The organism is Ihubacter sp. rT4E-8 (genome assembly GCF_049852125.1).
In the GTDB taxonomy this organism is placed as follows: Bacteria; Bacillota; Clostridia; order Peptostreptococcales; family Anaerovoracaceae; genus Senimuribacter.
The window spans coordinates 676,750-703,161 of sequence record NZ_CP187532.1 but is presented as its reverse complement, the minus strand read 5'-3'; the positions used below and the strand labels follow the sequence as shown (position 1 = coordinate 703,161).

The following is a 26,412-nucleotide window of genomic DNA, read 5'->3' as shown; positions in this document are numbered from 1 at the left end:
AATGGACACCACTTTACAAGAACAAGGAGGAAAAATAGAATGACAAGAATTGAAGCTTTAAAAAATCAAAACTGCCAGGACGTCTGGCCAAAGCTATACTACTACATTGCAAAAGAGCTCTTGGAAACAAACGGCTTAAATGGTGAAAAGGCGCTGCGTTCCGGAATCAGAAAATACGGTGAACATCGCGGCTCTACCTTAAGAAAAGAGCATATACAAAACGGCTATCCAATCAATATGTATTCTCTCTTTATGGCATACGATCTTCCTGATGATCCTCGTTTCAGAAGACGCTCAATCAAGCTAACTAAAAACGAACGTCTATCAGAAACTTTAGTCTGTCCTATTGCTGATCTCTGGATCACCTATGGCGCTAAAGATTTAGGAAGAATCTATTGCGAGGAATATCACCATGCAATGTTTAGCGCCTATGCTCCAGGATCTCAAACAAATCTTGGACAAACTCTCACGCAGGATGGCGATAATCACTGTCTATTTTCTGTATATTACAGACAAGCCAACGGCGGTAATTTGTATGGAGACGAAGAAGCAGATTTCAAAGAGTTTCAGGAAATGCCATACCGCGAAGGAATCGAGATGATCGTTGTGCGTCTGCTGAACAATCTATATTTGGGTATGCGTGATGAACTTAATGTTGAAAAAGCTTCGAACATTATACATAACTCCCTGGAGCAATTAGCCTTAGACACAGCCCAGCAGTACCTAGCTTTCGCAGAAAGCATAGATGAAAAGGTTACAAGTCAATGGCTGGCATCAGAATTCCCATTGCAATTGGACAAAGACGCTCCATACGGCTATTGGTTAGAATTTGAAGATCAGACTCCGTGGAATCTGTTCAAATCAGTCTTTGAACCTTCTTTCAAAAACTGTATATATAAAACCACAAAGTAACCAGCGCCTATATCTACAATCATCAAAAACGGGGTACTATATAAAATAGTTCCCCGTTTTTCAACTTCATTTTTAAATTGCCGCTACCATCACCGTCAAATCGTCTCTTTCACGAATGCCATATTTTTCAGCCGCCTTATTGACGATCAATTCCGCCACCGTCTCCGGATCTCTGCTGCCAATTTCAGATAGTCTCTGCCGCAGCCATTGGCATTCCGGATCCTGCCGGTCACAGTCTGTAACGCCGTCGGAAACCATAACAAGCAGTTCTCCCTTCCGCAGCTTTACATCGATATATTCCAGCTTTACTCCATCTAGAATGCCTACCGGCGGCGCGGGCCGTTTCAGAGCGGAAACCTTTCCCTGATGCTTTACAAAGGTCGAAGCGGCTCCCATCTTGAATATCTGCGCCCTTCCCGTCTCCTTATTGATAATGGCCAAGTCCACAGTAGCGAACATATCCCCCTTTTGTCCTGCCATCAAAACGGCATTGACGGTTTTCATAGCGATATCCACATCGAATCCAGCCTCCAACAATCTGGCCAAAGTAACCACCACCATACGGCTCTCCGCCTGCGCGCGACTTCCTTTTCCCATACCGTCGCTGATAATCATAGCCTGCTTGTTTCCTCCAAAAGAAAATGACAAGCAGCTATCACCGGAAACATCTTCAAAAGCATAGGATGCGCTGCCTACTGGAACAGAAGGCATTCCCTGAGATTCCGCGGATACGCCGTGACCGGACAAATCGTCCAGAAGCCTGTCCACAACGCGAGCCATACCCTGAAACTGATATGAAATGACCTGTCTGTTGTCAAAATCCGCACTGTACATCTTTGCCAAAGAAGCGAAAGCCTCTCTTTTTTTCCGTAAGTCACGCTTAATAGTAAAGAGCTGTACGTCCTGCTCTGTGCGTATTTCCGGAAACATCTTTGACATCACGGTACTCCAAACACGAATCAGCAATTGCGCCGGCAAGGCCGTCATTAGCGCCATAGATACCGCGGCGCCGTACACCTGCTCCGGTACAAAAAAGGTTATGACGCTGAACATCACCAGCGCCAGCGCAGTTTTGCGGTATCTCCCCACGAGCAATCCAGCCGTATACCACCCCGTGAGCAGGGCAGCAAAGACCGCGATAAATGCCGTTTCATCGCGGCATCCCTGACACCACCAAAAAACTGCGGCAATAGCGGCTGTAAACAAAGCAGGTTGAAGACCCTTACAATAACATATGCCCGCAAACAAAAACAACCACAAGGCAAAGACTGCCTGACTTACGCCTACCGCTCCTACCAGAGAAACGGCGAATACCGCCAGAGCCGCGCTTACCTTTTCCACCGGTATCTGATCCACTCCCTGTCCCGCAAACAATACCCTTGCAATGGTATTGAACACACGTATGTATATAATCAGCGCTACCGTTTCCTTTGCCAGCGTCTGCAAACTGAGCAGATAAAGCATGTCCTGCGAGCTATAATAGATACAGCTGCAAAGAATAACCGCCGCTGCCGCCACCGCTGTTCTTTGATCGATGGTAAATTTCTGCTTATGAAAGAAAAGAAAAAACACACCGCAAAAAATCATAGCCGCCATATCGCCGTAAAAATCCAGTCCCTGCCCGCTAAACGTCAGCATACCGCCAATCATAACAGGCACGAGGTAAATGTATACCGTGGATACCGCCGCCATAACCGTGATCAACGCAACCGCGGCCGGAAAAGTGCCTTCGAACAAATTTATCCGCCCTACCAAAAATGCCACTGTTAAAGTGGCAAATACGGATTTTATATTGATTTGATTTCCTATAAACTCCATAGCTTGTCCCCTTTCGTTGCCAATATTTCTTCCTATTTTAGCATAAAGGATAAGGCGCATGCTGTCGAAGCAAGCTGTCGAAAAAGGAAACATGCTACAGTTTCAGACCTAAATCGTAATATTATAGAATCTTTTAGCGTTTTCACAGGTAATCCGCGCAGCATCCTCATAAGGAATTCCCTTTAGAACCGCCACCCTGCGCGCCGTATGTTCTACATACGGACTTTTGTTAGGACGCCCCCGGAAAGGCTCCGGCGTCAGATACGGCGCATCTGTTTCTACCAAAAGAAATTCAATAGGAATTTCACGAACCACCTCTTGGGTTTTCCGATTATTTTTAAAGGTCACCGGTCCGCAAATAGAAAGCGTCGCCCCCAGCTTAACATACTGCCTCGCCAGCTCCTTGCTTCCGGAAAAACAGTGAAGCAATACCCTGCTGTCCGGTAAAGGGTTTCCGTCAGGGCCTTCTCTCTCCGGAAACCAGCTTTGACGTTCTCTGGAAAACGCGCCTTCCTCCTTTAAAATATCCATCGTCTCCTGATCTGCCTCTCTGCTGTGAATGACGATCGGCATCTTTAATTCATTGGCAAGCTGTATCTGCCGCCGAAACCAATAACGCTGCACGTCTCGCTCCGACAGATCATAATGAAAATCAAGGCCGATTTCCCCAATTGACTGTACTTTATCCTTTTTAGCCAAACCCTTTATCAGAACTAAAATATCCTCATCCAGATGCTTAGCGTCATGAGGATGAAACCCTACGGCCGCGTAGCACCAGGAATTAGCCTGCGCATGCTTTACCGCTAACATAGAGCTTTCCAGATCAAACCCCACGTCCATAACATAGGATACGTCAGAAGCCGCAATTTCCGCAATCAACGCCTGCCTCTGCTCATCCGTATAGTTTTCATTATTAATATGTGTATGCGAATCAAATAACATAAAAAGCCTCCCCTCGTTTAGTCATTGTACCACGGAGCCAGCCTCATATGCAAGTCGCTTCGAACATACGCCACGGTAAATACGAAAAAATCATAAGATAAAACTTGAGCAGATCCATGAACGATTTAAATTTGCTGCGCAGCGCCTCCCGTTTGAATCCTGCCCCTTTTCTGCACTTTCTGGCATTTGCCGTGATTGTAAATTCTATCTCTCTTGGAGTTTTTACTAAATCTGAAATGTATTCTTATCATGTCTTATAGCGGGTTGCTCGTTTCTTTTTGCTATATAAGAAGCATCCAAAAGTTAATATTCTCCAGATAATAATCACTCAAAAACGTTCCTCAGCACACTACCGGCAGCTTATCGTTCAAAAGCTTTTCATAAATGATGTTTTCTGCAAAATCGTTGTTTTTATTTAAGGAAATTATATCAAAATCGTTATTTTTAATTGCAAAAAAGAAAACAGCCACATAGTAATGCGGCTGCTCAAATCATAACGATTATCGTATCATACGCGAAACGCAAATGCAACGTATTTTTTTACGTTTCATTTGCGTTTCACCCAGTCAACTTAATCTGAGACAAAACGTATAGTCTCTCACAGAATCACCCTTTATTAGTTATCGTTTAATCCGAATTCCCTTGTTAAAAGTTTTTCCTTATAAAGGGTCTCCATACGAAGCACTTCAGCCGGGGATTTTGATTTTGGCAAAATCTCCAATACAGAGAATTGGAAATTATGATATCTTTCCGGTTCCACCTGCAGCAATTCTCTCATTTTCTTATTACCACCATCCTTTGTAAATACGTATTCCTTCCATCTTCCCAGAAGACCATTTTCACCGCATGCTGATCCTACATATTGCAATCCTGACTCTACGTCAACAATCAAATACACACCATAGACTGAACGCAATGCTGTGTGCCATGCCTCATAAGAAATCTCATCCTTTATAATTTCTTCCAATTCATCAAAAGACAGCACTAAATTTTCAAAACCCGCAAATACCTTTTTCTCATCTGCCTGAATTGCAACGATTGGTTTTTCTGTCGTTCCTTTCTGATGCCAGGCCAGCGTACCTCTGCCCCACTCGATAAGCATTCTATTCTCATAATCTCTTAACAGATTGACAGGTTCTAAGTTAAAATATCCAAGCGTTCCCTCAAACCAATCTTTATGAGGAAATCCCGGCGGCATCAAATCGGGTGTTGCAGGTACACATCCGTCCACATGATAAAGTGCATAAAATCTGGCAAGCGTGCTTTGCGCGCTAATAAATACCGCCCAATAATCATACCCTTTACTGAACGTTTGATTCTGTACTCTCGTATATTCCCAAACCATTTTATTTTCATAGCAAGGTTTAAACTGTGCACTTGCTACAGAGTGGCGAATCAATTTCACCTTTGCCGGATCAATCCCAACTTTTTTCAAAACATCAGAAAAATACAAAATTGCCATATTTGATTCTCCTCTCAAAAACAGGAAATACGCGAACTTCCCATCATCATTTTATGATTTAATCTACAACTACGCCGTCTTCGGCAATGGTAGTGACAATTTCACAACGCTCGCCATTTTCGGCGAACATAATCATGCCTTTGGACTCAAGACCCCGCAGCTTCCGCGGTTTCAGGTTGGCAACGATGATTACCTTCTTGCCCACCATTTCTTCCGGTGTAAAGTCCTCGGCAACGCCGGAGATAATCTGACGGCGCTCGGTGCCCATCTTGATCTGGAACACCAGGAGTTTATCTGCTTTCGGATGCTTTTCCGCCTTTTCAATCAAACCTACACGGAAATCAATCTTGTCAAAATCATCATATTCGATTTCCGGCTTCAGCTCCAGCGGAATATTTTCTTCCTCTGGCTCTGCGCCTGCCTTCTGCATCGCATCAAGCTCCGCCAGTTCCTTTTCGATGTCCAATCTCGGGAAGATGGCTTCGCCCTTCTTCACCTGTTCCTGATACATCATATCAAAGGTGAACGCGTCTTCCCAGACCACATCCGCGTACCACAGACCCATCTGCTTTCTGATTTTTTCAGAAGTGGTATGCATAAACGGATGAATCAAAATGGAAATGATACGCAGGGATTCCGCCAGGTTATGCAGGCAGGTATCCAGTTCCGGCTTCTTTGCTTCGTCCTTTGCCAGAATCCATGGCACTTTCTCGTCGATATATTTATTGGCGCGTCTGACAAGAATCCAGATTTCTTCCAGCGCCATATTGAACGCGAACTTGTCCATCTGTGCTTCCACCTTGGAGGCCGCGCCAGTTGCGATGGCTTTCAGATCCTTGTCGATATCGTCTTCCGTGTTGCTTTCCGGCACCACGCCGCTGCAATATTTTTCGATCATGGAAGCCGTTCTAGATACCAGATTTCCAAGGTCGTTGGCAAGGTCATAGTTCATCCGTTTCAACATCACTTCGTTGGTGAAGACGCCGTCCTGTCCAAAAGTGTACTCCCGCAGCAGGAAGTATTTCAGCGCGTCGATGCCATAACGGTCAATGAGCTTCACCGGATCGACTACATTGCCCTTGGACTTGCTCATCTTGCCGCCTTCAAGAAGCAGCCAGCCGTGACCCAGCACCTGTTTTGGAATCGGCAAATCTAAAGACATCAGCATTGCCGGCCAAATGATCGAGTGGAAACGCACGATTTCTTTCCCTACTAAATGCACCTCAGCGGGCCAGTATTTTTCGAAAAGTTCCGGATCATCCGGATAGCCCAGCGCCGTGATATAGTTTGAAAGAGCGTCCAGCCATACATAGATGACATGCTTTTCGTCGATAGGCACCTGAATGCCCCAGTCAAAGGTGGAGCGGGAAATGCACAAATCGTCAAGTCCCTGCCGGATAAAACCAAGCATTTCGTTTCTTCTGGTTTCTGGTTCCAGGAAATGAGTATTTTCCAGAAGGTCGATCAGCCTGTCCTGATATTTGGAAAGTTTAAAGAAATAGGCTTCCTCCTTGGCTTTCTGCACTGGTCTTCCGCAGTCCGGACAGCAGCCGTCCACAAGCTGGCTCTCCGTCCAGAAGGATTCGCACGGCGTACAATAAAGTCCTTCGTACTCGCCTTTATAGATGTCGCCTTTTTCGTACATTTTATTGAACATCGCCTGCACCCGTTTCACGTGCCGGTCCTCGGTGGTTCTGATAAAATCATCATAGGAAATTTCCATGGTCTTCCACAGTTCCTTGATGCCGGCAACCACACCGTCCACGTATTCCTGCGGGCTGACGCCTTTTTCCTCTGCAATGGTCTGGATTTTCTGTCCATGCTCATCTGTTCCTGTCAAAAAGCGCACATCGTAGCCGGAAAGTCTCTTGAATCTGGCCATGGCGTCCGCCATTACAGTACAGTATGTGTGTCCTATATGAAGGTTTGAGCTCGGATAATAAATCGGGGTCGTAATGTAATAAGTTCCCTTTTTCTCAGTCATTTCTATTCATTCCTTTCGTCTCCTGCGCCGAATGGGGCGAGGCAGTTTCTATCTTTTAGGATACCACAGATAGGCAGGATTAGTCAATAAAAGGAAAGAAAGCCGCACTGCAAAGGCATGAAAATTGTCCATTTACAATTTTGCTATGATGTATCCCGCACATCGCTGCCGGAGGTTGGAACTGAACTGCTACCCGTCAAGTAGACAAACGAAGATGGAGCAGATTCTTCTGACCGCTGTTTCTCCCGATAGAAGTTTGTTTTCGTGCGTTTGCCGTGGGGAAGGTTAGCGAGGCAAGCACACGAAAGCAAAAAATTTATGCCGGAACCTTCTTTCTGACACTTCATACAAAGCTTTCACTGTTGAAATCTAGTTTTCATCTGGTATTTGTACCATCTGTCATCGTTATGATAATACAACGCTTTTAGTATAGTATACAGCGAAAACAATTTCTGTCTTTATGTATTTTCACGGCAAAAACACACCAACCACACATCGATCGCAACGCGAAAACACGCCCCTTTGGTATGATAAATCAAAATAAATCAATTAAAAGGACATTTTATGAAAAATAAACTACGTAGCAATTTATTATTGATGACCACTGCAATTATATGGGGGTCTTCCTTTGTTGCTCAAAAAGCAGGCACCGTTCTGGAACCGTTTACATATAACGGCATTCGCATGTTTATCGGCGGTCTGATTCTGATTCCTATCATCTACATCTTCAGTACACTAAATAAGAATCAATCAGTTGAAAAGAAAACTGCTGAAAACATTGCCGCAGAAAAAAAGATACTGCTCATCGGCGGTATCCGCTGTGGAATCGCGCTTTGCATCGCAACCTCATTGCAGCAGTTGGGTCTTTATTTTGAAACCACTGCTGGAAAATCAGGTTTTATTACCTCCTTATATATTGTTATTGTTCCCATTCTGGGCCTATTTCTGAAACATAAAGTAAAACCGATTATCTGGGCTTGTGTTGCGATGGGCACTGTCGGCTTCTACCTGCTGACCATGGCAGGCAAAGGAGAAGGCTTTGTTATTCACACTGGTGAATTATTTACTCTCCTTTGCTCTTTTGCTTTTTCCTGTCACATTTTGGTTGTTGACTATTTTTCTCCGAAATGTGACGGTATCAAACTCTCCTGCATTCAGTTCCTGACCGCAGGTCTCATCGGCATCGTATGTATGTTTCTCTTCGAGAATCCAATACTTGCAGACATTTTAGACTGCTGGCTGCCGATTTTATATTGCGGCATCTTTTCATCGGGTATTGCCTATACCTGTCAGACCCTTGGTCAGCAGGATGAAGAACCAGCTGTGGCGTCTCTGATTTTAAGCTTGGAATCCGTTTTCTCCGTGATCTTCGGAGCGTTGCTTCTGAGCGAACGGCTTACCTTGCTGGAAGGGTTGGGCTGCGTTGTAATCTTCATCGCTGTTATCATTCCGCAGCTTCCGTCAAGGGAAGAAAGACTGAAAAAAAAAATAAAGCGGTCGGAACACAAAACTAATCATTTTACTGCAAAAGGGAAAGCCTTCAATTTAACGACTTTCCCTTTTCATTTGCTATCAAAAAATCCCGTCCGGGCAAATTTGTCCGAACGGGATTAACAGATATCTTTATTGATTTACAGAAGTCTCTTTGCCGACACTTCTCATAGCAATGGATCCTACCACCAGGATCACCCCGACAATCTTCACACCATTCATGAATTCACTGAATACTGCTGCGCCAATCAGCGCCGCAAAAACCGTTTCAACCGAAGCGATCACCGGTACTTTAGACGTTTCCAGATTACGCGCAAGACCTTTCATATAGAAGAAATATGCGCCAATGGTCGGAACCAGAGCGTACATCAGTCCCGCCAGCAGCAGCGACGGACTTGCCGCTTCCGCCAGGTTCTCCCACGGTCCGTCGAAAATGATCAGTGTCAATGTTCCAAACACAAAACCGTAGAACATCACCGTGAGGGGATGATAAGGCCCGGTCACAGTGCCCAAAATGGTCAGAAGGGAATAGCAAAAGCCTGCCAGAATCCCCATACCGACGCCGTACATAGAAAACTGTATTGCGGAAAAATTGCCGCCTGTCACTGTTAGCACACAGCCAGCAATATTGATTGCGATGACGCTCACCTTCAAAAGCGTCATTTCTTTAAATAAATAATGACGGGATTCTTTATCAGCTTATTGAAATGCTTTATCATCGTCACTAAATTCGGCTCTTTTAGCGTAATATCATTAAACTCCAAATTAGCCTCAATAATTTTATCATACCAACGCCGTTCCCCCTCCCGCAGCACCTTGCTGAGCAAATACGCCAGCTTATACATCTTTGCCTCGTCACGGAAATACACACAGCTTGCCGATAGCGCATCATCCTTTGTACGTAAGACAAAAGACAGTACAGCCTTTTCTGACGCAGACGCATTTCCTACACTTACCCCCTCTATCGCGTGAACCTTCAGTTTTGCTTCAGTAGCTTCCAAGACAGCTGTCAAGTCTTCATATCCCATTTCTCTCGATATAGCGATTATATTTCTCATTGACTGTAGCATATAATTTCCTCCGTTCAAAAAGGGCCCAGCATATCACTGGACCCGTCTATCCTTTTTACTCATATTGGTTTAAGCTATATAAATTTGGATTTTCTAAAACATCTTTCCTTCCTAATCTCTGTAGCATAAGATCAAAGGATTTCTCTGCCTCTGCAAACATTTTGCTTTCATCAATTCTCGTCAGTACCCTGTTTTCCATCACAATTTCACCTTCAATGATTACATTGTCAACGTCCTGACCCATAGCGTGATACACCAGACGCTGTATCGGCATCACCTTAAACGGCGCCAAATGCGGCTGCATAACATTCACCGTAATGATATCCGCTTTTTTACCAACCTCCAAGGAACCTGTCATATGATCGATACCCAGCAGTTTGGCAGGCTCAATAGTTACAAGACGCAAGGCAAGGCCGCAAGGTATGAAGCCATTATCCTTTTTCCGATACCGCTGCAACAGCTGTACATTTTTCATATCTCTCCAAAGATCATAACTTCGATCCGGTGCAGTTCCGTCGGTAACCACTGCCAGATTAATACCCCTCTCCAACATCTCTACAACCTTACAATGTCCCATCACATTGGAATATGTCGTTGGCCCGTGAATGACAAAAGCGCCGGTTTCTTTCAATATATCCATTTCCTCATCACTATAGCCTGTGCTGTGCGAAAGCGATATAGCAGGTGTTAATACTTCGGGACTGGTTTCATGCATAAACTTCACATCGCCCCCAAAGGCGTGAGTATGAAGTGGTACGCCGTAGTCGCCAGCAATTCTTGCCATCGCTTTATTTTGAAAAATATTTTCTTCATCGTTCATCTCAGGCCTACGCCCCATTCGGCCGGGAGCGACAATAGCTGTAGCACGGGGATACTTGCCGCGCAGCTCTTTTACTGAAGCCTCTGTTACTGCAGCAGCGTCCTCCAGAGAAACTTTCACATCTACAAAGCTTCCATCCTTTTTATACTGTCTTGCCGTCTTAGGCCAAGGGCCGTCAGCAAACCCGATTCCTGAAAATTGCCTGATGCCTACCTCTGCCGAACCAGCCAGGTTCGCCTCAACAGCTTCTATTGAATCCACTCTCGGCGTACTTCCAATCATAGATACCGCGGTTGTCGTACCAAATTTAATTCTCTCGCTGGCGGCCAACATAGCTTCATTATACCAGAAATCTTCATCCACACAGAAATAATAAATATGTTCTGCCATAGCGTCCCACTGAGCGTCATAATGCTCTCCAAGCGTTCGGATCAAGCAATGACCGCCATGCCCATGGGCGTCGATCAGTCCCGGCAAAATGGCATGTCCCTGCATATCCATCACTCTTTCAGCATCTGAAACGCCCTGAAGTTCCTTCATTTCTCCTATGGCCGCGATGCACTGATTCTTCACCGCAATATAGCCGTCAGGTATTACGCGATTTTCATCATCTACAGTAATAATCGTTCCGTTGATCAATAATAAATCGTATTTCATCATATTTCCTTTCTGTTAAAACGGTCCAAACTCTATAAGCTGCACAATGATGACGAAGACGCCTCCAATCAGATATTGAATTCCAATCAGCGGCAACAGCCACTTCGCGAATTTCTCCCATGGAATCTTTGCCAGAGCAAGACTTGCCATCAGCACACCGGATACCGGCGTCAGAATATTAGATAAGCCATTGCCAATAGAAAATGCTACTACTGCGGTCTGTCTCGTTACATCTACCAGGTCAGATAAAGGAGCCATAATCGGCATGGTTACTGCTGCCTGACCTGAACCCGATACGATGACAAAATTGAGAAGACACTGGAACACATACATACCGAACGCTGACAACGCTGCAGGCAAAGTTTCCAAAATACCTGCCGCGCCATGAAGAATAACGTGCAGAATATTTCCTTCCTCCAACACGATTACGATTGCTCTCGCAAAACCAACTACCAACGCGCCGGAACAGATATCCGCCATACCTTTTCCAAGTTCAATAGCATATCGGTTAAATCCAACTTTACCAACAATCGCGCAGATGATAGAGGCTGCCAGAAATACCGCGGCAATCTCATCCATATACCATCCCCATTTTATCACACCGAAGACCATGATTGCAACTGCTGCAAAGAAGACTGCAATAATTATCTTTTCTCGAAACCCGAAAGGTGGTAAATCGTCTAAGTTCAAAACATCCTCTCTGGTTCTGTCAAACTCGTACATAGGAGAAAGGGTAGGCGTCGCCTTGATCCTTCTGGCATAGCGCATAATCCAAGCCACCGTTACGACCAGAAAAACAGAGAAGATGATTGCGCGAAACCACATTCCGGATAACGCAGGCAAGCCTGCGATTCCCTGCGCGACCTGCAGTGCGAAAGGATTCATCATCTCTCCCGCAAAGCCAATTGCTCCGCCGCAGAGAATCAACGCCGCTCCAGTAATTGAGTCATATCTCATTGCGATGCACAGGGATACAAAGATAGGGACCAAAGGAATCGTTTCCTCACCCATTCCGAAGATTGCCCCGCCGAGACCAAAGATCAGCAGAGAGATCGGTATAATCAAAATATCCTTTCCCCTCAGTGCAATGGCCACTTTTCCAATAGCTGCTTCGATAGCTCCTGTCGATTGGATTACCGCAATCGCTCCGCCAACGATAAAGATAAAAAATATAATCTGCGCGCTTTCCTGCAATCCTCTGGAAATAGAGGTCAACATGGACATAGGCGTTACAGGCGTCTGTTCAATCGTATGGTAGGTAGACGAGTCGACCACACTTCTGCCGTTTACTTCCGTCATGTCATACTGTCCTGCTGGAATCACATAGGTTAAAAGACCGCAAAGTAATATGAGTGCAAGCAAAATAATATATACGTGCGGTACAGACAGCTTTTTCTTTTTCATGAATCATTCCCTCTTCTCTTTCTTTTTTTGTGAGTGAAGTCTTCTCTCCGTAAGATGGCTTTATCATAGCATAGAAAAAATCCTTGTCAATTGTTATCAGATAATTCGGTCTGTCCGCAGCAAAAAATTGCCATAATGGGATAAATACCAGCGTCGTATTTGCTATTTATGGATGAAGATTTTTAGCGAAAAAAGCTTCCTTTTTACCTATTTAAAAAGACTGCTCTTTAAAAGAGCAGCCCCTAGCTTTTGTCTTTATCCTTCTAAGTCTTCCTCAGCCCAATCGTCATTGGACCATTCCTCATCCGGCCATTCCTCATTAACAAAGATCTTTTTCATAATATGGTCCATACCCACAACCAGCGTGGTTCCCGCAACAAATCCTATGCCCAGAATAGCCAAAGCTGCTTTTGCCGCTGCAGAGGTACCGTTTCTTCTGCCCTTGTCCGCCGCGTTAGGCTCTAAATCATAATTCTTTTTTGCCATCTTTTTATCCTCCTTTTTCCGGCCGCTTATTTATACGATCTGCTGTTAACGTACGTAACGATCAGATTCGCCGCTTGTTCCTCAGATATATAACTGCTGTTAATTGCCAGATTGTAGTTAGAAAACTGTCCCCATTTCTGACAGGTATGATAATTATAATAGTTGGCGCGAGCCTTATCATAAGTCAAAACCGTTTCCCTGCCTTTACCGGCATCCACGCCGTAAATCTCCTCGCAACGTTTGATTCTATCTTCCAATTCTCCATAGATAAAGATATTTGTTACACCCGGCATATCCTTCAGAATGTAATCTGCACATCTGCCTACGATAACGCCTTCACCTTCATCACCAATTTGGTTGATCACATCAAACTGTGTAATAAACAGCTTCTCATTGACCGAAACCGCATCGCTCATCAACCCTTCGCCGAAGTTCATCGCCGAAGACAGACTATATGAAAAACTGTTTTTTGCCCTTAATTCCGCAGTTTCAACAATCTCTCTGGACAATCCGCTCTTTTCCACAGCCATATCGATGATCTCTTTATCATAAAACGGCACGTTCAGTTTCTCAGCTACAAGTCTTCCTATAATTCTGCCGCCGCTTCCAAATTCCCTGCTGATCGTAATTAATTTTTTCATAATATAAACACCCTTTCCATTCTCTGTCCCTCCTCCTGTCTTATCTCTATTATATATCAAAATCACCTAAAGTGAAATATTTTTATATGAAATACGAAAATATATTCATATTTTATACCCGCGCTATTCCACTTCTTCAAACTGAGAATTATACAAATCCGCATAAAAGCCGCCTGCAGAAAGAAGCTGCTCATGACTGCCTTGTTCTATAATATCCCCTTCCTTCATGACCAGAATCAAATCCGCGTTGCGGATCGTAGATAATCTATGCGCAATGATAAAGCTGGTTCGTCCCTGCATCAGATTATCCATCGCCTTCTGAATTCTTTCCTCTGTACGCGTATCTACGGAGGATGTGGCTTCATCCAGAATCAGCACTGGATTATCTGCCAAAATAGCCCTGGCAATCGTAAGAAGCTGTTTCTGTCCCTGCGACACATTGGAAGCGTCCTCATTAAGCTCCATATCATATCCACCTGGTAGAGTACGTATAAAATGGTCTGCATAAGCAGCGTCCGCCGCAACTATTACTTCCTCATCAGTTGCATCCAGTCTGCCATACCGAATGTTTTCCCTGATGGTCCCTTTGAACAGCCACGTATCCTGCAGCACCATACCAAAATAATCTCTCAAATCATGCCGGTTAAAAGCTCTGACGTCATGTCCGTCCAGAGAGATTGTTCCAGACTGCACGTCATAAAACCGCATCAGCAGCTTTACAATCGTCGTCTTTCCCGCGCCGGTCGGTCCAACAATAGCGATCTTCTGCCCCGGCTTTACGTTCGCGCTGAAATCCTTAATAACCACCTGTGCCGGATCATATCCAAAACGAACATGATCAAAGCAGACAGCGCCCTGGGGTTCGTTGATCATAACCGGATTCTCTGCAGTCTGTTCTTCCTCCTCCTCACTCAGGAATTCAAAAACACGTTCCGAAGCTGCAGTCATAGACTGCACCTGATTGATTACCTGCGCAATCTGCTGAATCGGCTGTGTAAAATTTTTCACATACTGAATGAATGCCTGGATATCTCCTATACCGATAGCACCCTTAATGGCCAGAATTCCTCCGGAAATTGCCACCCCGGCATAACCCATATTTCCTACAAACATCATAATAGGATGCATCAATCCAGACAAGAACTGAGATTTCCAGGCAGACTGATACAGCGTATCGTTGGTTTCATTAAAGGCGCTGATCGTTTCCTCCTCTTTACTGAACGCCTTGATAACCAGATGCCCGCCAAAGGTTTCCTCCACTTGACCGTTTATAACGCCAAGATATTTCTGCTGCGCGCGGAAGTGCTTCTGCGAAAACTTCACAACCAGAGACATCAGGATCGCCGAAACTGGCAGAATCACCAAAGCAATCAGCGTCATCAGCGGTGAAATGGTCAGCATCATTACCAGAACACCGATAACGGTTGTCACCGATGTGATAATCTGCGTAACACTCTGATTCAAACCCTGCCCCAACGTATCTACATCGTTGGTGATACGGGATAAAACCTCTCCGTATGGCCGGCTCTCAAAATACTTCATCGGCATACGGTTAATTTTTTCTGAAATTTCTTTCCGCATCTTATAGCATATTTTCTGCGTAATGCCGGACATGATCCAACCTTGAACAAACGTAAACACAGCGCTGACTAAATACAAGGCCAGGGTAAACAATAAAATTTGCAGAATACGGTCAAAATCAATAGCGCCGGTACCTTCTATTTTTCGCATTAAGCCTTCGGCCAATTCAGTAGTGGCATGCCCCATGACCTTAGGACCCAGCACGTTGAATATTGTAGAAGCTACCGCAAAAAACATCACGATAAATATAGCGGCTCTGTACCGTCCGATATAAACGAGCAGCTTACGGAAGGAGCCCTTAAAATCCTTCGCTTTTTCACCGCCCATCATGCCGCCCATAGGTCCATGGCCGCCCATGGGACCACGCCGCCGCGGCCTCGGCATTCTTGTATTTCTTTCCTCTGACATCTTATTCCACCCCCTTCAGTTCTTTCTCTGATAACTGGGAATACGCGATCTGCTGATACACCTCGCAATTTTTCATCAGTTCCCGGTGCGTTCCCTTTCCCACGATCTCGCCGTCGTCAAGCACCAGAATCTGATCAGCATGCAGAATCGTGCTGATCCGCTGTGCCACAATAATCTCCGTACTGTCCTTAAGATTTATCCCCAAGGCTTTCCGCAATTTTGCATCGGTTTTCATATCCAATGCGGAGAAGCTATCGTCAAACACAAAGATCTTCGGATCTTTTGCAATTGCTCTTGCAATAGCCAACCGCTGTTTCTGTCCTCCTGATACGTTACTCCCGCCCTGTGAAATATAGCTGTCATATTTCTCATCTTTTTCATCAATAAAATCAGCTGCCTGCGCGATTTCTGCGGCAAGACGTATTTCTTCATCCGAAGCGTCTTCATTTCCAAAGCGCAGGTTGCTTGCAATCGTTCCAGAGAACAATACCCCTTTCTGTGGAACAAATCCGATTGCCCTCCGCAAATCCCGCACTGCCATCTGCCGCACATCTACACCGTCTAAGGTTACGCTGCCGCCGGTTACATCGTAAAACCTTGGAATCAGATTCACTAAAGTGGTTTTTCCAGCTCCCGTACTGCCGATAATGGCTGTAACTTTGCCAGGCTCAGCCCGAAAACTGATATCGCGAAGAACTTCCTCTTTCGCTCCCGGATAGCGAAAATTTACATGAGAAAACTCCAGGACTCCCTGTACATTTTCTACAACTGCAGGGTTTTCCGGATCCGCGACAGATGATTTCGTTTTGATGACTTCATCAATACGTTCAGCTGCTACGCCAGCTCTTGGCAGCATAATGGACATCATGGTCAACATCAGGAAAGACATAACAATCATCATCGAGTAGGTAATAAAGGCTGTCATAGCCCCAACCTGGAGTTCACCTGTATCGATTCTCCCCGCGCCTATCCACATAATCAAAATGACCAGACAATTCATGATCATCATCATTCCCGGCATCATGAAGGTCATGACGCGATTGGTAAATAACTGCGTCTTTTTCAGTTCTTGATTGGCCGTGTCAAATCGGTCTTCTTCTGTCTTTTCTCTGCCAAAAGCACGAATTACAGAAAGCCCCGTAAGTATCTCTCTGGAAACTAAATTCAATCTGTCCACCAGCTTCTGCATAACCTTAAACTTCGGCATAGTGACAGATACCAACAGTCCCACAAAACTGATAATAACCACAACGCCCAGCGCTATGACCCATTCCATATGCGCGCCTGTTTTTGCTACTCTGTAAATACCTCCAAGTCCTAAGACCGGCGCATAGAGCACCATTCGCAGCATCATTGCCGTAACCATCTGTATTTGCTGCACATCGTTGGTACTTCTGGTAATCAAAGACGCCGTAGAGAACTGATCCATCTCAGAATTGGAAAAACCGATTACATTGTGAAATACCTTTTCACGAAGGTCACGTCCTACTCCCGCACCAACTCTGGCTGCCAGGAAAGAAACCAATATAGCAGCCGCAAGCATCATTAAAGCCATGATCAGCATCCTGCCGCCGGTTTTCCAAAGATAGTCCATCTGCATCTCATCTACATCAAGTCCCGCGGTTCTATCACAATCAGCTGCATAAGATGTACCCATAGAATGGAGGGTTTCAGCGCCTATGGCATCAATCATTTTTTCCATGGACGCTCTGGCTTCTGTCACCATATCTCCGTTCATCTGTCCATCTGTGATCAGCTTCTCCATCAGTGGGCGCATGTCTACATAAACAGCTCTTTCACCATTCTCATCTTTCGCCTCAAAGCTGTCAATCTTCATATGCAGCAACGCGCCGATTTCTTCGACGGACATACGGTTTACTTCGCCGGAAAGGCTTGACGTCTGTGGATTCTCCGCCAGAAACCCTTTGATCATATCCTTAAAATCCGCTTCTGCCGTATGACCCAACTGATACGTCAGAGCTACTGAGGTCAACAGTTTTTCATCCAACTGATCCAAAGCCGTTTCATCGTCCGTTATCCTCCAATAAAACTCACCGTCCTCGCCGTACGCGTTTTGCCAGAGAGAGCGTTCATCATCATTCATAAAAATCTGCGCCTCCTGATATTCTCTGGCTGTTATCCGCTGCGGTACAATATGTTCCACACCGCTTTTCATAATCCCCACGTCAATGATATCTGATGTATACTGCGGCAGGGACAGGTCGCAATATGCCTGTACTACCAACAATAATACGATCAGCAAAACTGACTTCCAGTAGGGAATCAGATTCTGGAAAATTTTCTTCATTCTCTTTCTCCCTTCTCTCCTTTATATTTTCTCTTTTGAATTTCTGCTCTGGAAACATCTACAAATTCCCGCAGATACCTGTTTAACTTCTGCATGGTTTCATCCCCGATATTGACAAAAACCGCGTCGGCAAACTCGCTCATGATGTCATCGACTTGCTCTATCAGAACTTCTCCTTCCTCCGTCACTTCAACAAAGGTGTTCCGGCGATCGTTTCTATCCACCGCGCGCTCTACATAGCCTCTGTGTTCCAGGCCTCTTAAGCAACGGGAAATGGCTGGTGGAGGCAGCTGCGTCTCCTTGACGATTTCCGATACCCGTACCCTTCGCGTTTTTTCCTCACATCTGCCACAACACTGGATCACCTTCAAAATACCAAAATCTCCATGCGTAATGTTCGGCAGCATACTTGATAAATTAAGCTTTCTTAAAGAATGCATTATTTCAAAAAATTCCTGTTGTTCTTTCTTCATCATTTTTCCCTTTCCGCGGCAACTTCGACATAATCGCACAATCGTTAATATTTATTACATTTCAATAATTAACGCCGTTAATTATTTTATACAGAAATTATTCTAGCATGTCTTTTTAATTCTGTCAAGCTGCCAAAAAAGCGCCAAAAATCCCACCGCGCTAAACGATGGGATTTACTTTTATGATTTAGTCTTATAAGCGTTCTATATAAACGCGTTGTAAATAGCTTTGATCGCTGCGTTAAAGTCGCAGTTCTGCACACCGACAATGATATTCATTTCGCTTGAACCCTGATCGATCATTCTGATATTCACGCTGGCCTCCGCCAAAGCCGTAAACAACTTTGCGGATACACCTGGTCTGCTGCTCATCCCGCAGCCTACTGTCGCGATTAAAGCGATGTCTTCGAATACTTCCATATGATCCGGACTCAGCTGCTTCTCAAAGGCTTCCAGAAGTTCATCCAATCTGCCGTCGATACTCTTATTGGAAAGTACGACCGAAACTGTATCGATACCGCTCGGAAGATGTTCAAAGTTGATATCGAAATCCTCCAGCGTCGCCAGAATCCTTCTTACAAATCCTCTCTCCGAACTCATCATGTTCTTATAGATAGCGATTACTGTGAAATCCTTGCTTCCCGCGATACCGGTGACGACATTGGTATTGCTCTCATCGTGTTCAGCCGTAATAATCGTGCCGGGATCCTCAGGAAGATTGGTATTCCTGATATTGATCGGAATATTGGCGATGCGGGCAGGATAAATAGCATCCTCGTGAAGCACCGACGCGCCCATATAGGACAGCTCTCTCAGCTCCTTATAAGAAATCTTATGAATCGGCTTTGGATTTTTAACAATTCTTGGATCGGCCATCAAAAACCCAGAAACATCCGTCCAGTTTTCATAAATATCAGCATCTACTGCCCTTGCCACCAGCGAACCTGTAATATCAGATCCGCCTCTGGAAAAAGTACGCACCTTGCCGTCCTCTTTTCCTGATCCGTAAAAGCCCGGAAGCACTGCCCGTTCATGCTTCGACAGTTCTTCACGCAGAGCCTGATCCGTCTCCTCCTGCATTAACCTGCCTTTGTTGTCGAAAAGAATGAGCCCCTCTGCATCAACAAAATCATAACCCAAAAAAGCAGCGATCAAAACCGCGTTGAGATATTCTCCACGGCTGGCAATATAATCAGCGCTGCAGCCTTTCTTCAGGTTTTCCTTTATTCTATCAAAATGCTCCTGCAAGTCTACTTCAACACCCAGGTTCAGCTGTACGGCCATAAAACGATCCGCGACAACCTGAAAGACCTGTTCATAAGGCAGATTATGTTCCATATGGGTCTTACAGAGATAGAGCAGATCTGTAATCTTATTATCTCCTTCAAATCTTTTTCCCGGTGCGGATACGACAATGTATCTTCTCTCAGGATCTGCTTCAATGATCTGTCTGGTCTTCATCAGCTGAATTCCGTCTGCTACAGAAGAACCGCCGAATTTGGCTACTTTGATTCCCATTAAGAAAATTCCTCCTTATTACACAATATCCTCTATTATATTACAGCAAAACCTGTCTTGCAACGGTTTTATACGCAGATTATGAAAGAATGTGTAATAAAATTCAGTTCTCAGCAATTCTTGAGGTATTCTATTTCTTCTCTGGTCAGCTTCCGGTAATGGCCTTCTGAAAGCCTCCCCAAATGAACCGCGCCAATAGCAATACGGCTTAAATCCTGCACCGGATTTCCTACAGCCTTAAACATCTTGCGCACTTGCCTGTTCTTCCCTTCGTGAATTGTTATATCCACAATTGTCGTGCGGGGCAATCCTTTTACGACTGATACCTTGGCCTTTGATGTAACAAAGCCTCCGATATCCACGCCCTGTTCCAAACGCGCGCATTTTTCTCTGGACAAAACCCCGGCCACACGGGCCCGGTAGGTCTTCGGCATTTCGTGTTTCGGATGGGTGAGCCGGTAAGCGAAATCTCCATCGTTGGTCATAATCAGCATGCCGCTGGTATTGTAATCCAACCGTCCTACCGGAAAGATACGCGCCTCCACGTCTCCAACCAAATCCATTACGGTATTCCTCTCTTTATCGTCGCTGACCGTAGTCAAATATCCTACCGGCTTATGCAGCAGAATATAGACCTTCTTTTCCTCTGCGCGAATACACCGACCGTTAACCTCTACTACATCGTCATCCTTCACATCATATCCCGGTTCTTTTAGAACCGCGCCGTTCACTCTCACATTTCCGTTTATAATCAGTTCATCCGCTTTTCTCCGGCTGGCTATTCCCGCCTGGGCGATATATTTATTTATCCGCATGTTGTACCTCTATCTTTCATCGTCTTCCGTGATTTTACCACAAAACTCGTCTAAAGGAAAGCGTTATATATGCCTTCCATACCGGCTTTTGCCACGCGCTTGCGAATTGTCTCCGGCTCGTCTGAATACAGCCCCGCTCTTTGCATATAATCAAAGAACGCGTCTCCCGCAAAGGTAATCATCCCACCGTCATCCTTATGGTACGTTAACAACGCGCCTACAGCCAGCGTTTCCGGAAGGATCAAAGGTTCTTCTCCCAAAGCATATCTCCCGGCATTATGTCCCGCCAGCGCTCCTGTGGTAATCGCTTCTGTATGGCCGATAAAGAGTCCCGACTTTTCACCGCCGCAGAAAAGGTTCTCCACACCCTTTACCTGCATAGACGGTTCTCTCTCCGCCACTGCCATATAACGTATGGAGTTGCCCTTTCCGCCTGCGTAAGGATCAGCAAAGCGCGCGTCCTCAAAGCCCGGCACCTGTCTCAGATCCTCCAGAGGAAAAAATGGCGTCATCATCTTTACCGCGCCAGTATCGATGAGAATGATATTAGAAGCGTACTGCGGTAACGCATACTGTCTGCAAACCTTCTTTGATAATTTGCTCTCGTTGATCATCTCTGCAGGAAGCGGCACCACTGCTACGCCGTTTTCCTCTAACTGCCGAACCAGCTTTGCCGATAAACTGGCCTTTTCCAGCTTGCAGGAACCGCTGAAAGCCCCCGGCGTACCGTCGGCGCGCTTTCCCATATAATCGTGTCCGCCGGCCTTTTCCGATATGCTGACCCTCGGGCCGAATGCCGGGCAGCGCAATACGCACATACTGCAGCCGTTCCCAAATTCCATACAATTACCCATCGGCCCAGTACTTCCCGTACAGTCCACGAAAACATCCCCCTCAAAGGTTCTTCCGTCTGCTGTCGTCACCGCGGCGATTTTGTTTCCTTTTTTGATCACATCCGTAACGCGGGTCATCAAAGAAAATTCGATTCCGCGTTCTGCAAGCAGACGGCGCACAGCCGGCTCCGTTTTGATTACATGATAAAAGGACGCGTGCCGGTGTCCGGGAAAATCCACATTGCGGTGTGTCGCGCATCGGTCCGTAACCTCAAACAGCTCTCCCGCGCCTAATGCAATGTTTTCCTCTGCTGCCGTAAAGCGTCCATTATTACGCATGATGCCGCCTACATTCCCAAGACCCAAAAGCAAATCCGTTCTTTCAATGAGCAGCACCTCTGCACCTGTTTTCTTTGCTGTAAGCGCGGCGCTGCACCCTGACCAGCCGCCGCCGATAATTACAATCTTCGCCATATTCCTTCCTCCCATATCCTTTGTATATGCATATGAGAAAAAGGCTTGCCTTTATTCCGTTTTCCTGCTCTACGCCCAGGCCATCGGCAAAACATAAACTGCTACGCAAAGAAAGTGGAGTACGCTGCCTGCTAATACGAACAAATGCCAAATGCTGTGCATATATCTCCTCTTTATAGCGTAAAATACAAGTCCTCCTGTATAACTGACGCCGCCGATCAGCAGCAACCAAAATGCAGGCTGAGGTAGCGCTCTGATAATATCGCCGAAAACTGCTACGATGGACCATCCCATGGCCACATAGAGTACCATACTGAACCTTTCAGTTTTCTCCAGGCTTACCGCGTTGAGCGCCACGCCTGCCGCTGCGCAGATCCAAACAGCGACGGCTACAACTGTTCCTTTGTGATTACCCTGCAGCGCGATCAGACAAAAAGGCGTATAACTGCCTGCGATTAAAATAAAAATAGATGTATGGTCAAAAATACGCAATACAGCCTTCGCGCGGGGAGCGCTTACCGCATGATACAGCGTCGACATCGTATATAAAATAATCAAAGAGATTCCATAAACCAGACTAACCCCCAATGCCAGCCCGCATCCGTGAAAGGCGCTCAGGACGAGCAAAACTGTCATTCCGCAGGCTGACAGCACTGCTCCGGCGCCATGTGAAACACTGTTGAAAATTTCTTCGCCTAAAGTATATCTCTTTAAAATCGTTTCATTCATATGAATCCCCCTCTAAAAATAATTTTTATCATGATTAAATATAGTTTTCATTACTATATTATAGTACATCGAATGCGATTTTATGTCAAGAGACAGAAAAAATTTTTCGAATCTCTCCGCAATACAAAATCTCCCGCAGTCTGAAAAATGACACTGCGAGAGATTTTAAAATTCTATATGAAAAGTTATTCTGTTTCTTCCTGCAGTGCAATCTGCATCATAATCGCGCACTCCATGCGCTTTTTGAACAGCTTGCAGCCGTAATCGTAAACCCCTTTGATCGAGCCTGTGGCGTGGTAGGCGTTGGCCGCGCAGCCGCCGCTGCAATAAAGCCGCGCCCAGCAATCCCGGCATTCTTCCCGTGCATAGACGTTGCACATTTTAAAGTCCTGCCAGATTTCTTCATTGGTGATGCCGTTCCAGATATCGCCCATTTTGTAAGCTTCGTCACCGACAAACTGATGACACGGGTATAAATCACCCCACGGCGTCACAGCAAAATACTCCGTCCCGGAGCCGCAGCCGGAAATCCGTTTGTAAATACAAGGGCCGTGAGACAGATCGATCATATAATGGTAGAACGTGAACCCTTTTCCCGCTTTCTTTCTGCGAATCATCTCCGCTGCCAGAATTTCGTACTGTTCGAAGATCTTTGGCAGATCTTCCTCGGTCAGCGCAAAAGGATCGTCCGGCGGACATACCACCGGCTCCATAGAAAGTTCCGTAAATCCCAAGTCCGCCATGTGGAAAATATCTTCTGTAAAATCCACGTTATTGTGGGTAAAAGTGCCTCGCATGTAATAATCCTTGCCGCCCCGCGCTGCAGCCAGCTTCTGAAACTTGGGCACAATCAGATCATAGCTGCCCTCGCCTGAAGGGGTTTTACGCAGCCGATCGTGGACTTCCTTGCGCCCGTCCAGGCTGAGAACCACATTATGCATTTCCTGATTGGCAAATTCGATTACGTCGTCGTCAATGCCCACGCCGTTGGTGGTCAGCGTAAAACGGAAGTTCTTATCATGCGCTTTCTCGATACTGCGAGCGTATCGCACCAGATCCTTTACCACCTGCCAGTTCATCAAAGGCTCGCCGCCGAAAAAATCTACCTCAAGATTTCGCCGGTCTCCTGCGTTTTCAATGAGAAAATCCAGCGCCCGCTTGCCTGTCTCAAAAGACATCAATCCCCGTTCTCCGTTGAAATTGCCCTGGCTGGCAAAGCAGTAGCTGCAATTCAGATTACAGGTATGCGCCACATGCAGACAAAGCGCCTTTACCTCCGTGTGACGATTCTTCAGATCGTAGGCGTTCGGCTCGTAAATATCCTCTGTAAAAAGCTTTTTCTGTTCTTTCAGGGTTTCAATATCGTCTATGACTTCCAGCACTTCCTCGCGGGTTACATCGGCTCTATCTGCGTACTTGTCCAGAATTTCTGCAATCAATGTTTCTTTTTCTTTACAAAAATCATGGATGATGTCATAAGCAACATCATCCACTACATGTACTGAACCGCTATAAACGTCTAAAACGATATTGTATCCGTTTAGTTTATACTGGTGTATCATCTTAGTTCTTCTTCTCGCACGCCTGATTTGCAACGCCGCAGGAAGTCTTGCACGCGGACTGACAGGAAGTCTGGCATTCGCCGCAGCCGCCGTTTTTCATACTTGCTTCTAAATTTCTTGTTTCGATAGTTTTGATTCTTTTCATTTCTATATCTGCCTTTCCATAAGTAATTTGCTCTCTCTATCTTACCGATTTTAACGCGGCTTGTCAAGAGGATGACAGAAAATCCGCGCCTTGCCATCTATGCCTTACACTCGCAGTTTGCACCGCCGTACTGTGTTACCGTTCTCATCACTATACGTACAGGCGCCGCAAACCCCTTCGCCGCAGCACATATTCCCCTCGGTGGGCCGTACAACCTTTGATCCCGACGCTCTTTCAATATGACGGACATAATATGGAGAGGTCAATGCAAAAACATTATCCTCTGTATGCGCTTCCAATCGATCCAAATCATCCAGAGAACACAGACCCTCCTTCGCGAACTGTCGAATTTCCACAGCGTCCGCAGGTAAATCACCAAAATAGTCCAAAAAGAAATCCATACCCACCTTATCTATATCTACATAAATCCGTAAGTTTGACAGCTTTCCCGCATACCTGCCGCCTCCGTCAAGAAAATTCCGCAAAGGAGCCATAGCGATTCCTTTTGCGAAAATCACTGTCTCCTCCGCATGATCCTTCAAATCCGATAATCCAGATAATGCATTATAGTAAACACCTCGAATACAGAGATGTTCTCTTTCCTCAAGCAAGCTGCTGCTTTTAGGCCCGCAGCTGCAAATGCCTAAATGGAGCAACCCTTTCTCTGGTTCTGACTTCAAGACAGAGACCGGCATGCCATACCACTGTTCCGCCTCCGGCGTCTTCGCAAAAACATAAGCGCCCGCAGTCTGTGCCTTCTGGCAAAAACCACGGTCTGCCTTCAATATAAAGACGCGAAACTGCGGACTGTATGTACGAACCTCGATAATCGGAAAAACCTGTTCCCGACGGCCTTTTACCAGCTGCCGCCCATTTTGTTCATAAAGAGTATAAATACATGTCCCCTGCCAATTGCAATCTTCGCAGCTACCGCCAGAAAGTCTGCCGCAAATCAGACAGTTACCCGATTCTGCCAGCGCGCAGGGACAACCTTCCCTTCCCGCGTCAATACAACTATTCTTCATCTTTGTCACACCCCTTTACCTCGTATCCGTAATCCATCAACGCGTACGCGTCGTTAAACCAGTTGCCGTCAGCCAGAACCACACAAATCAGACTTTCTCCCTGCCTGCTGGAAGACGCAACTAAAGTTCGTCCGCTCATCTTTGTGAAACCAATTTTTATGCCCGTTCCACCGTCATACTGAAAAACAGTCTTATTTTTGTTATAGTATTGCTTCCATGATTTTGTCTTAACCACCTGCCGGAACGTCTTGTTCTTCATAGCTTGTCGCGCAATTGTCGCCAGATCTCTTGCTGTTGTATAGTGATCCTCGTCAAAAAGTCCGCTTGGATTGACAAAATGTGTTCCCGTGCAGCCTAACTCCTCCGCGCGCTCATTCATCAGTTTGACAAAGTGTTTCACATTGCCTCCCATCGTGGCAGCCAAAGCTGTCGCACCGTCATTGCCTGAACGAAGCATAACGCCATAGAGCAATTCCTCTATAGTCTTTTTATCGCCCTTCTTCAGATATAACGATGAGCCCTCAACGCCTACGGCCTCCTCCGGTATCACAACCTTCTGACAGATATCCGCTCCAACCTCATCACAGATTTCCAGAGTGAGCATCGCCGTCATGATCTTTGTCGTGCTGGCGGGATACCCTTTTTCATCGGCATTTTTCTCAAATAGTACCTCGCCTGTCTTTCCATCGATCAAAATTGCTTGCTTAGCCCCAACAGAAGGCGGCTGCGGTAAATGCTCCGCTGCCGTGGTCTTTCCCGCCGGTTCTGCCACATAACCAAAGAGCATCAGACCAAAGATAAAAGCTACGATAATACAAACAGCAATCAAAAACTTTTTCATATATCAAAAAATC

The 26,412-nt window shown here is 45.7% G+C and carries 23 protein-coding genes; 2 read left to right on the top strand and 21 right to left on the bottom strand.

The window, feature by feature from the left end:
• Window positions 1-39: 39 nt before the first annotated feature.
• Entirely contained in the window at window positions 40-912 is an 873-nt protein-coding gene (locus ACPW7J_RS03510) for an L-2-amino-thiazoline-4-carboxylic acid hydrolase (RefSeq protein ID WP_425756608.1), read from the top strand.
• 72 nt (window positions 913-984) lie between these two features.
• Here ACPW7J_RS03510 and ACPW7J_RS03505 read toward each other — a convergent pair whose 3' ends face one another.
• From ACPW7J_RS03505 to metG, 4 genes are all read right to left on the bottom strand, one after another.
• Complete coding sequence (locus ACPW7J_RS03505) at window positions 985-2,730, bottom strand: SpoIIE family protein phosphatase (RefSeq protein WP_425756606.1); 1,746 nt, start codon at window positions 2,728-2,730, stop codon at window positions 985-987.
• A 108-nt stretch (window positions 2,731-2,838) separates the two neighbouring features.
• Window positions 2,839-3,672: a TatD family hydrolase gene (locus ACPW7J_RS03500; protein ID WP_425756604.1), complete on the bottom strand. Its 834-nt coding sequence runs from the start codon at window positions 3,670-3,672 to the stop codon at window positions 2,839-2,841.
• A gap of 616 nt (window positions 3,673-4,288) precedes the next feature.
• Window positions 4,289-5,134 (bottom strand): GIY-YIG nuclease family protein, encoded by an 846-nt coding sequence (locus ACPW7J_RS03495; protein ID WP_425756602.1) that lies wholly within the window; start codon window positions 5,132-5,134, stop codon window positions 4,289-4,291.
• Between the two features lie 58 nt (window positions 5,135-5,192).
• Window positions 5,193-7,118, bottom strand: a complete 1,926-nt coding sequence (gene metG / locus ACPW7J_RS03490) for a methionine--tRNA ligase (RefSeq protein WP_425756600.1) — start codon at window positions 7,116-7,118, stop codon at window positions 5,193-5,195.
• A gap of 564 nt (window positions 7,119-7,682) precedes the next feature.
• Here metG and ACPW7J_RS03485 point away from each other — a divergent pair.
• On the top strand, window positions 7,683-8,732 hold the full coding sequence (locus ACPW7J_RS03485; RefSeq protein WP_425756598.1) for a DMT family transporter: 1,050 nt from the start codon (window positions 7,683-7,685) through the stop codon (window positions 8,730-8,732).
• A gap of 9 nt (window positions 8,733-8,741) precedes the next feature.
• Here ACPW7J_RS03485 and ACPW7J_RS03480 read toward each other — a convergent pair whose 3' ends face one another.
• From ACPW7J_RS03480 to ACPW7J_RS03400, 17 genes are all read right to left on the bottom strand, one after another.
• The gene (locus tag ACPW7J_RS03480) at window positions 8,742-9,272 is read right to left on the bottom strand and encodes an EamA family transporter (RefSeq protein ID WP_425756596.1); all 531 of its coding nucleotides are present in this window, start codon (window positions 9,270-9,272) and stop codon (window positions 8,742-8,744) included.
• Window positions 9,269-9,679, bottom strand: coding sequence for a hypothetical protein (locus ACPW7J_RS03475; RefSeq protein WP_425756594.1), 411 nt, complete (start codon window positions 9,677-9,679; stop codon window positions 9,269-9,271). Before ACPW7J_RS03475 ends, ACPW7J_RS03480 begins: the two co-directional genes overlap by 4 nt.
• Before the next feature lie 55 nt (window positions 9,680-9,734).
• Window positions 9,735-11,159: an amidohydrolase family protein gene (locus ACPW7J_RS03470; RefSeq protein ID WP_425756592.1), complete on the bottom strand. Its 1,425-nt coding sequence runs from the start codon at window positions 11,157-11,159 to the stop codon at window positions 9,735-9,737.
• A 12-nt stretch (window positions 11,160-11,171) separates the two neighbouring features.
• Complete coding sequence (locus ACPW7J_RS03465; protein WP_425756590.1) at window positions 11,172-12,560, bottom strand: YfcC family protein; 1,389 nt, start codon at window positions 12,558-12,560, stop codon at window positions 11,172-11,174.
• Between the two features lie 255 nt (window positions 12,561-12,815).
• Window positions 12,816-13,046 (bottom strand): hypothetical protein, encoded by a 231-nt coding sequence (locus ACPW7J_RS03460; RefSeq protein WP_161873456.1) that lies wholly within the window; start codon window positions 13,044-13,046, stop codon window positions 12,816-12,818.
• A 26-nt stretch (window positions 13,047-13,072) separates the two neighbouring features.
• A complete protein-coding gene (locus tag ACPW7J_RS03455) occupies window positions 13,073-13,687 on the bottom strand; it encodes an AAA family ATPase (RefSeq protein WP_425756587.1) in 615 nt (204 codons plus the stop codon).
• A gap of 123 nt (window positions 13,688-13,810) precedes the next feature.
• Window positions 13,811-15,676 carry an ABC transporter ATP-binding protein gene (locus ACPW7J_RS03450; RefSeq protein WP_425756585.1) on the bottom strand — a complete coding sequence of 622 codons (1,866 nt, stop codon included), beginning with the start codon at window positions 15,674-15,676 and terminating at the stop codon, window positions 13,811-13,813.
• A 1-nt stretch (window position 15,677) separates the two neighbouring features.
• Window positions 15,678-17,984: an ABC transporter ATP-binding protein gene (locus ACPW7J_RS03445; protein ID WP_425756583.1), complete on the bottom strand. Its 2,307-nt coding sequence runs from the start codon at window positions 17,982-17,984 to the stop codon at window positions 15,678-15,680.
• Window positions 17,981-18,460, bottom strand: a complete 480-nt coding sequence (locus ACPW7J_RS03440) for a MarR family winged helix-turn-helix transcriptional regulator (RefSeq protein ID WP_425756581.1) — start codon at window positions 18,458-18,460, stop codon at window positions 17,981-17,983. The genes ACPW7J_RS03445 and ACPW7J_RS03440 overlap by 4 nt, the downstream gene beginning before the upstream one ends.
• A 201-nt stretch (window positions 18,461-18,661) precedes the next feature.
• Window positions 18,662-19,975 carry an aspartate kinase gene (locus ACPW7J_RS03435; protein WP_161873461.1) on the bottom strand — a complete coding sequence of 438 codons (1,314 nt, stop codon included), beginning with the start codon at window positions 19,973-19,975 and terminating at the stop codon, window positions 18,662-18,664.
• A gap of 110 nt (window positions 19,976-20,085) precedes the next feature.
• Window positions 20,086-20,790 carry a pseudouridine synthase gene (locus ACPW7J_RS03430; RefSeq protein WP_425756579.1) on the bottom strand — a complete coding sequence of 235 codons (705 nt, stop codon included), beginning with the start codon at window positions 20,788-20,790 and terminating at the stop codon, window positions 20,086-20,088.
• 50 nt (window positions 20,791-20,840) lie between these two features.
• Complete coding sequence (locus ACPW7J_RS03425) at window positions 20,841-22,097, bottom strand: FAD-dependent oxidoreductase (RefSeq protein ID WP_425756577.1); 1,257 nt, start codon at window positions 22,095-22,097, stop codon at window positions 20,841-20,843.
• 69 nt (window positions 22,098-22,166) lie between these two features.
• A complete protein-coding gene (gene trhA / locus ACPW7J_RS03420; protein WP_161873464.1) occupies window positions 22,167-22,826 on the bottom strand; it encodes a PAQR family membrane homeostasis protein TrhA in 660 nt (219 codons plus the stop codon).
• Between the two features lie 185 nt (window positions 22,827-23,011).
• Complete coding sequence (gene scfB / locus ACPW7J_RS03415) at window positions 23,012-24,388, bottom strand: thioether cross-link-forming SCIFF peptide maturase (RefSeq protein ID WP_425756575.1); 1,377 nt, start codon at window positions 24,386-24,388, stop codon at window positions 23,012-23,014.
• Window position 24,389: 1 nt separating this feature from the next.
• Window positions 24,390-24,533 carry a six-cysteine ranthipeptide SCIFF gene (gene scfA / locus ACPW7J_RS03410; RefSeq protein WP_161873466.1) on the bottom strand — a complete coding sequence of 48 codons (144 nt, stop codon included), beginning with the start codon at window positions 24,531-24,533 and terminating at the stop codon, window positions 24,390-24,392.
• A 104-nt stretch (window positions 24,534-24,637) separates the two neighbouring features.
• Window positions 24,638-25,558: a hypothetical protein gene (locus tag ACPW7J_RS03405; RefSeq protein WP_161873467.1), complete on the bottom strand. Its 921-nt coding sequence runs from the start codon at window positions 25,556-25,558 to the stop codon at window positions 24,638-24,640.
• Window positions 25,548-26,399: a D-alanyl-D-alanine carboxypeptidase family protein gene (locus ACPW7J_RS03400; protein ID WP_425756572.1), complete on the bottom strand. Its 852-nt coding sequence runs from the start codon at window positions 26,397-26,399 to the stop codon at window positions 25,548-25,550. Before ACPW7J_RS03400 ends, ACPW7J_RS03405 begins: the two co-directional genes overlap by 11 nt.
• Window positions 26,400-26,412: the final 13 nt, after the last annotated feature.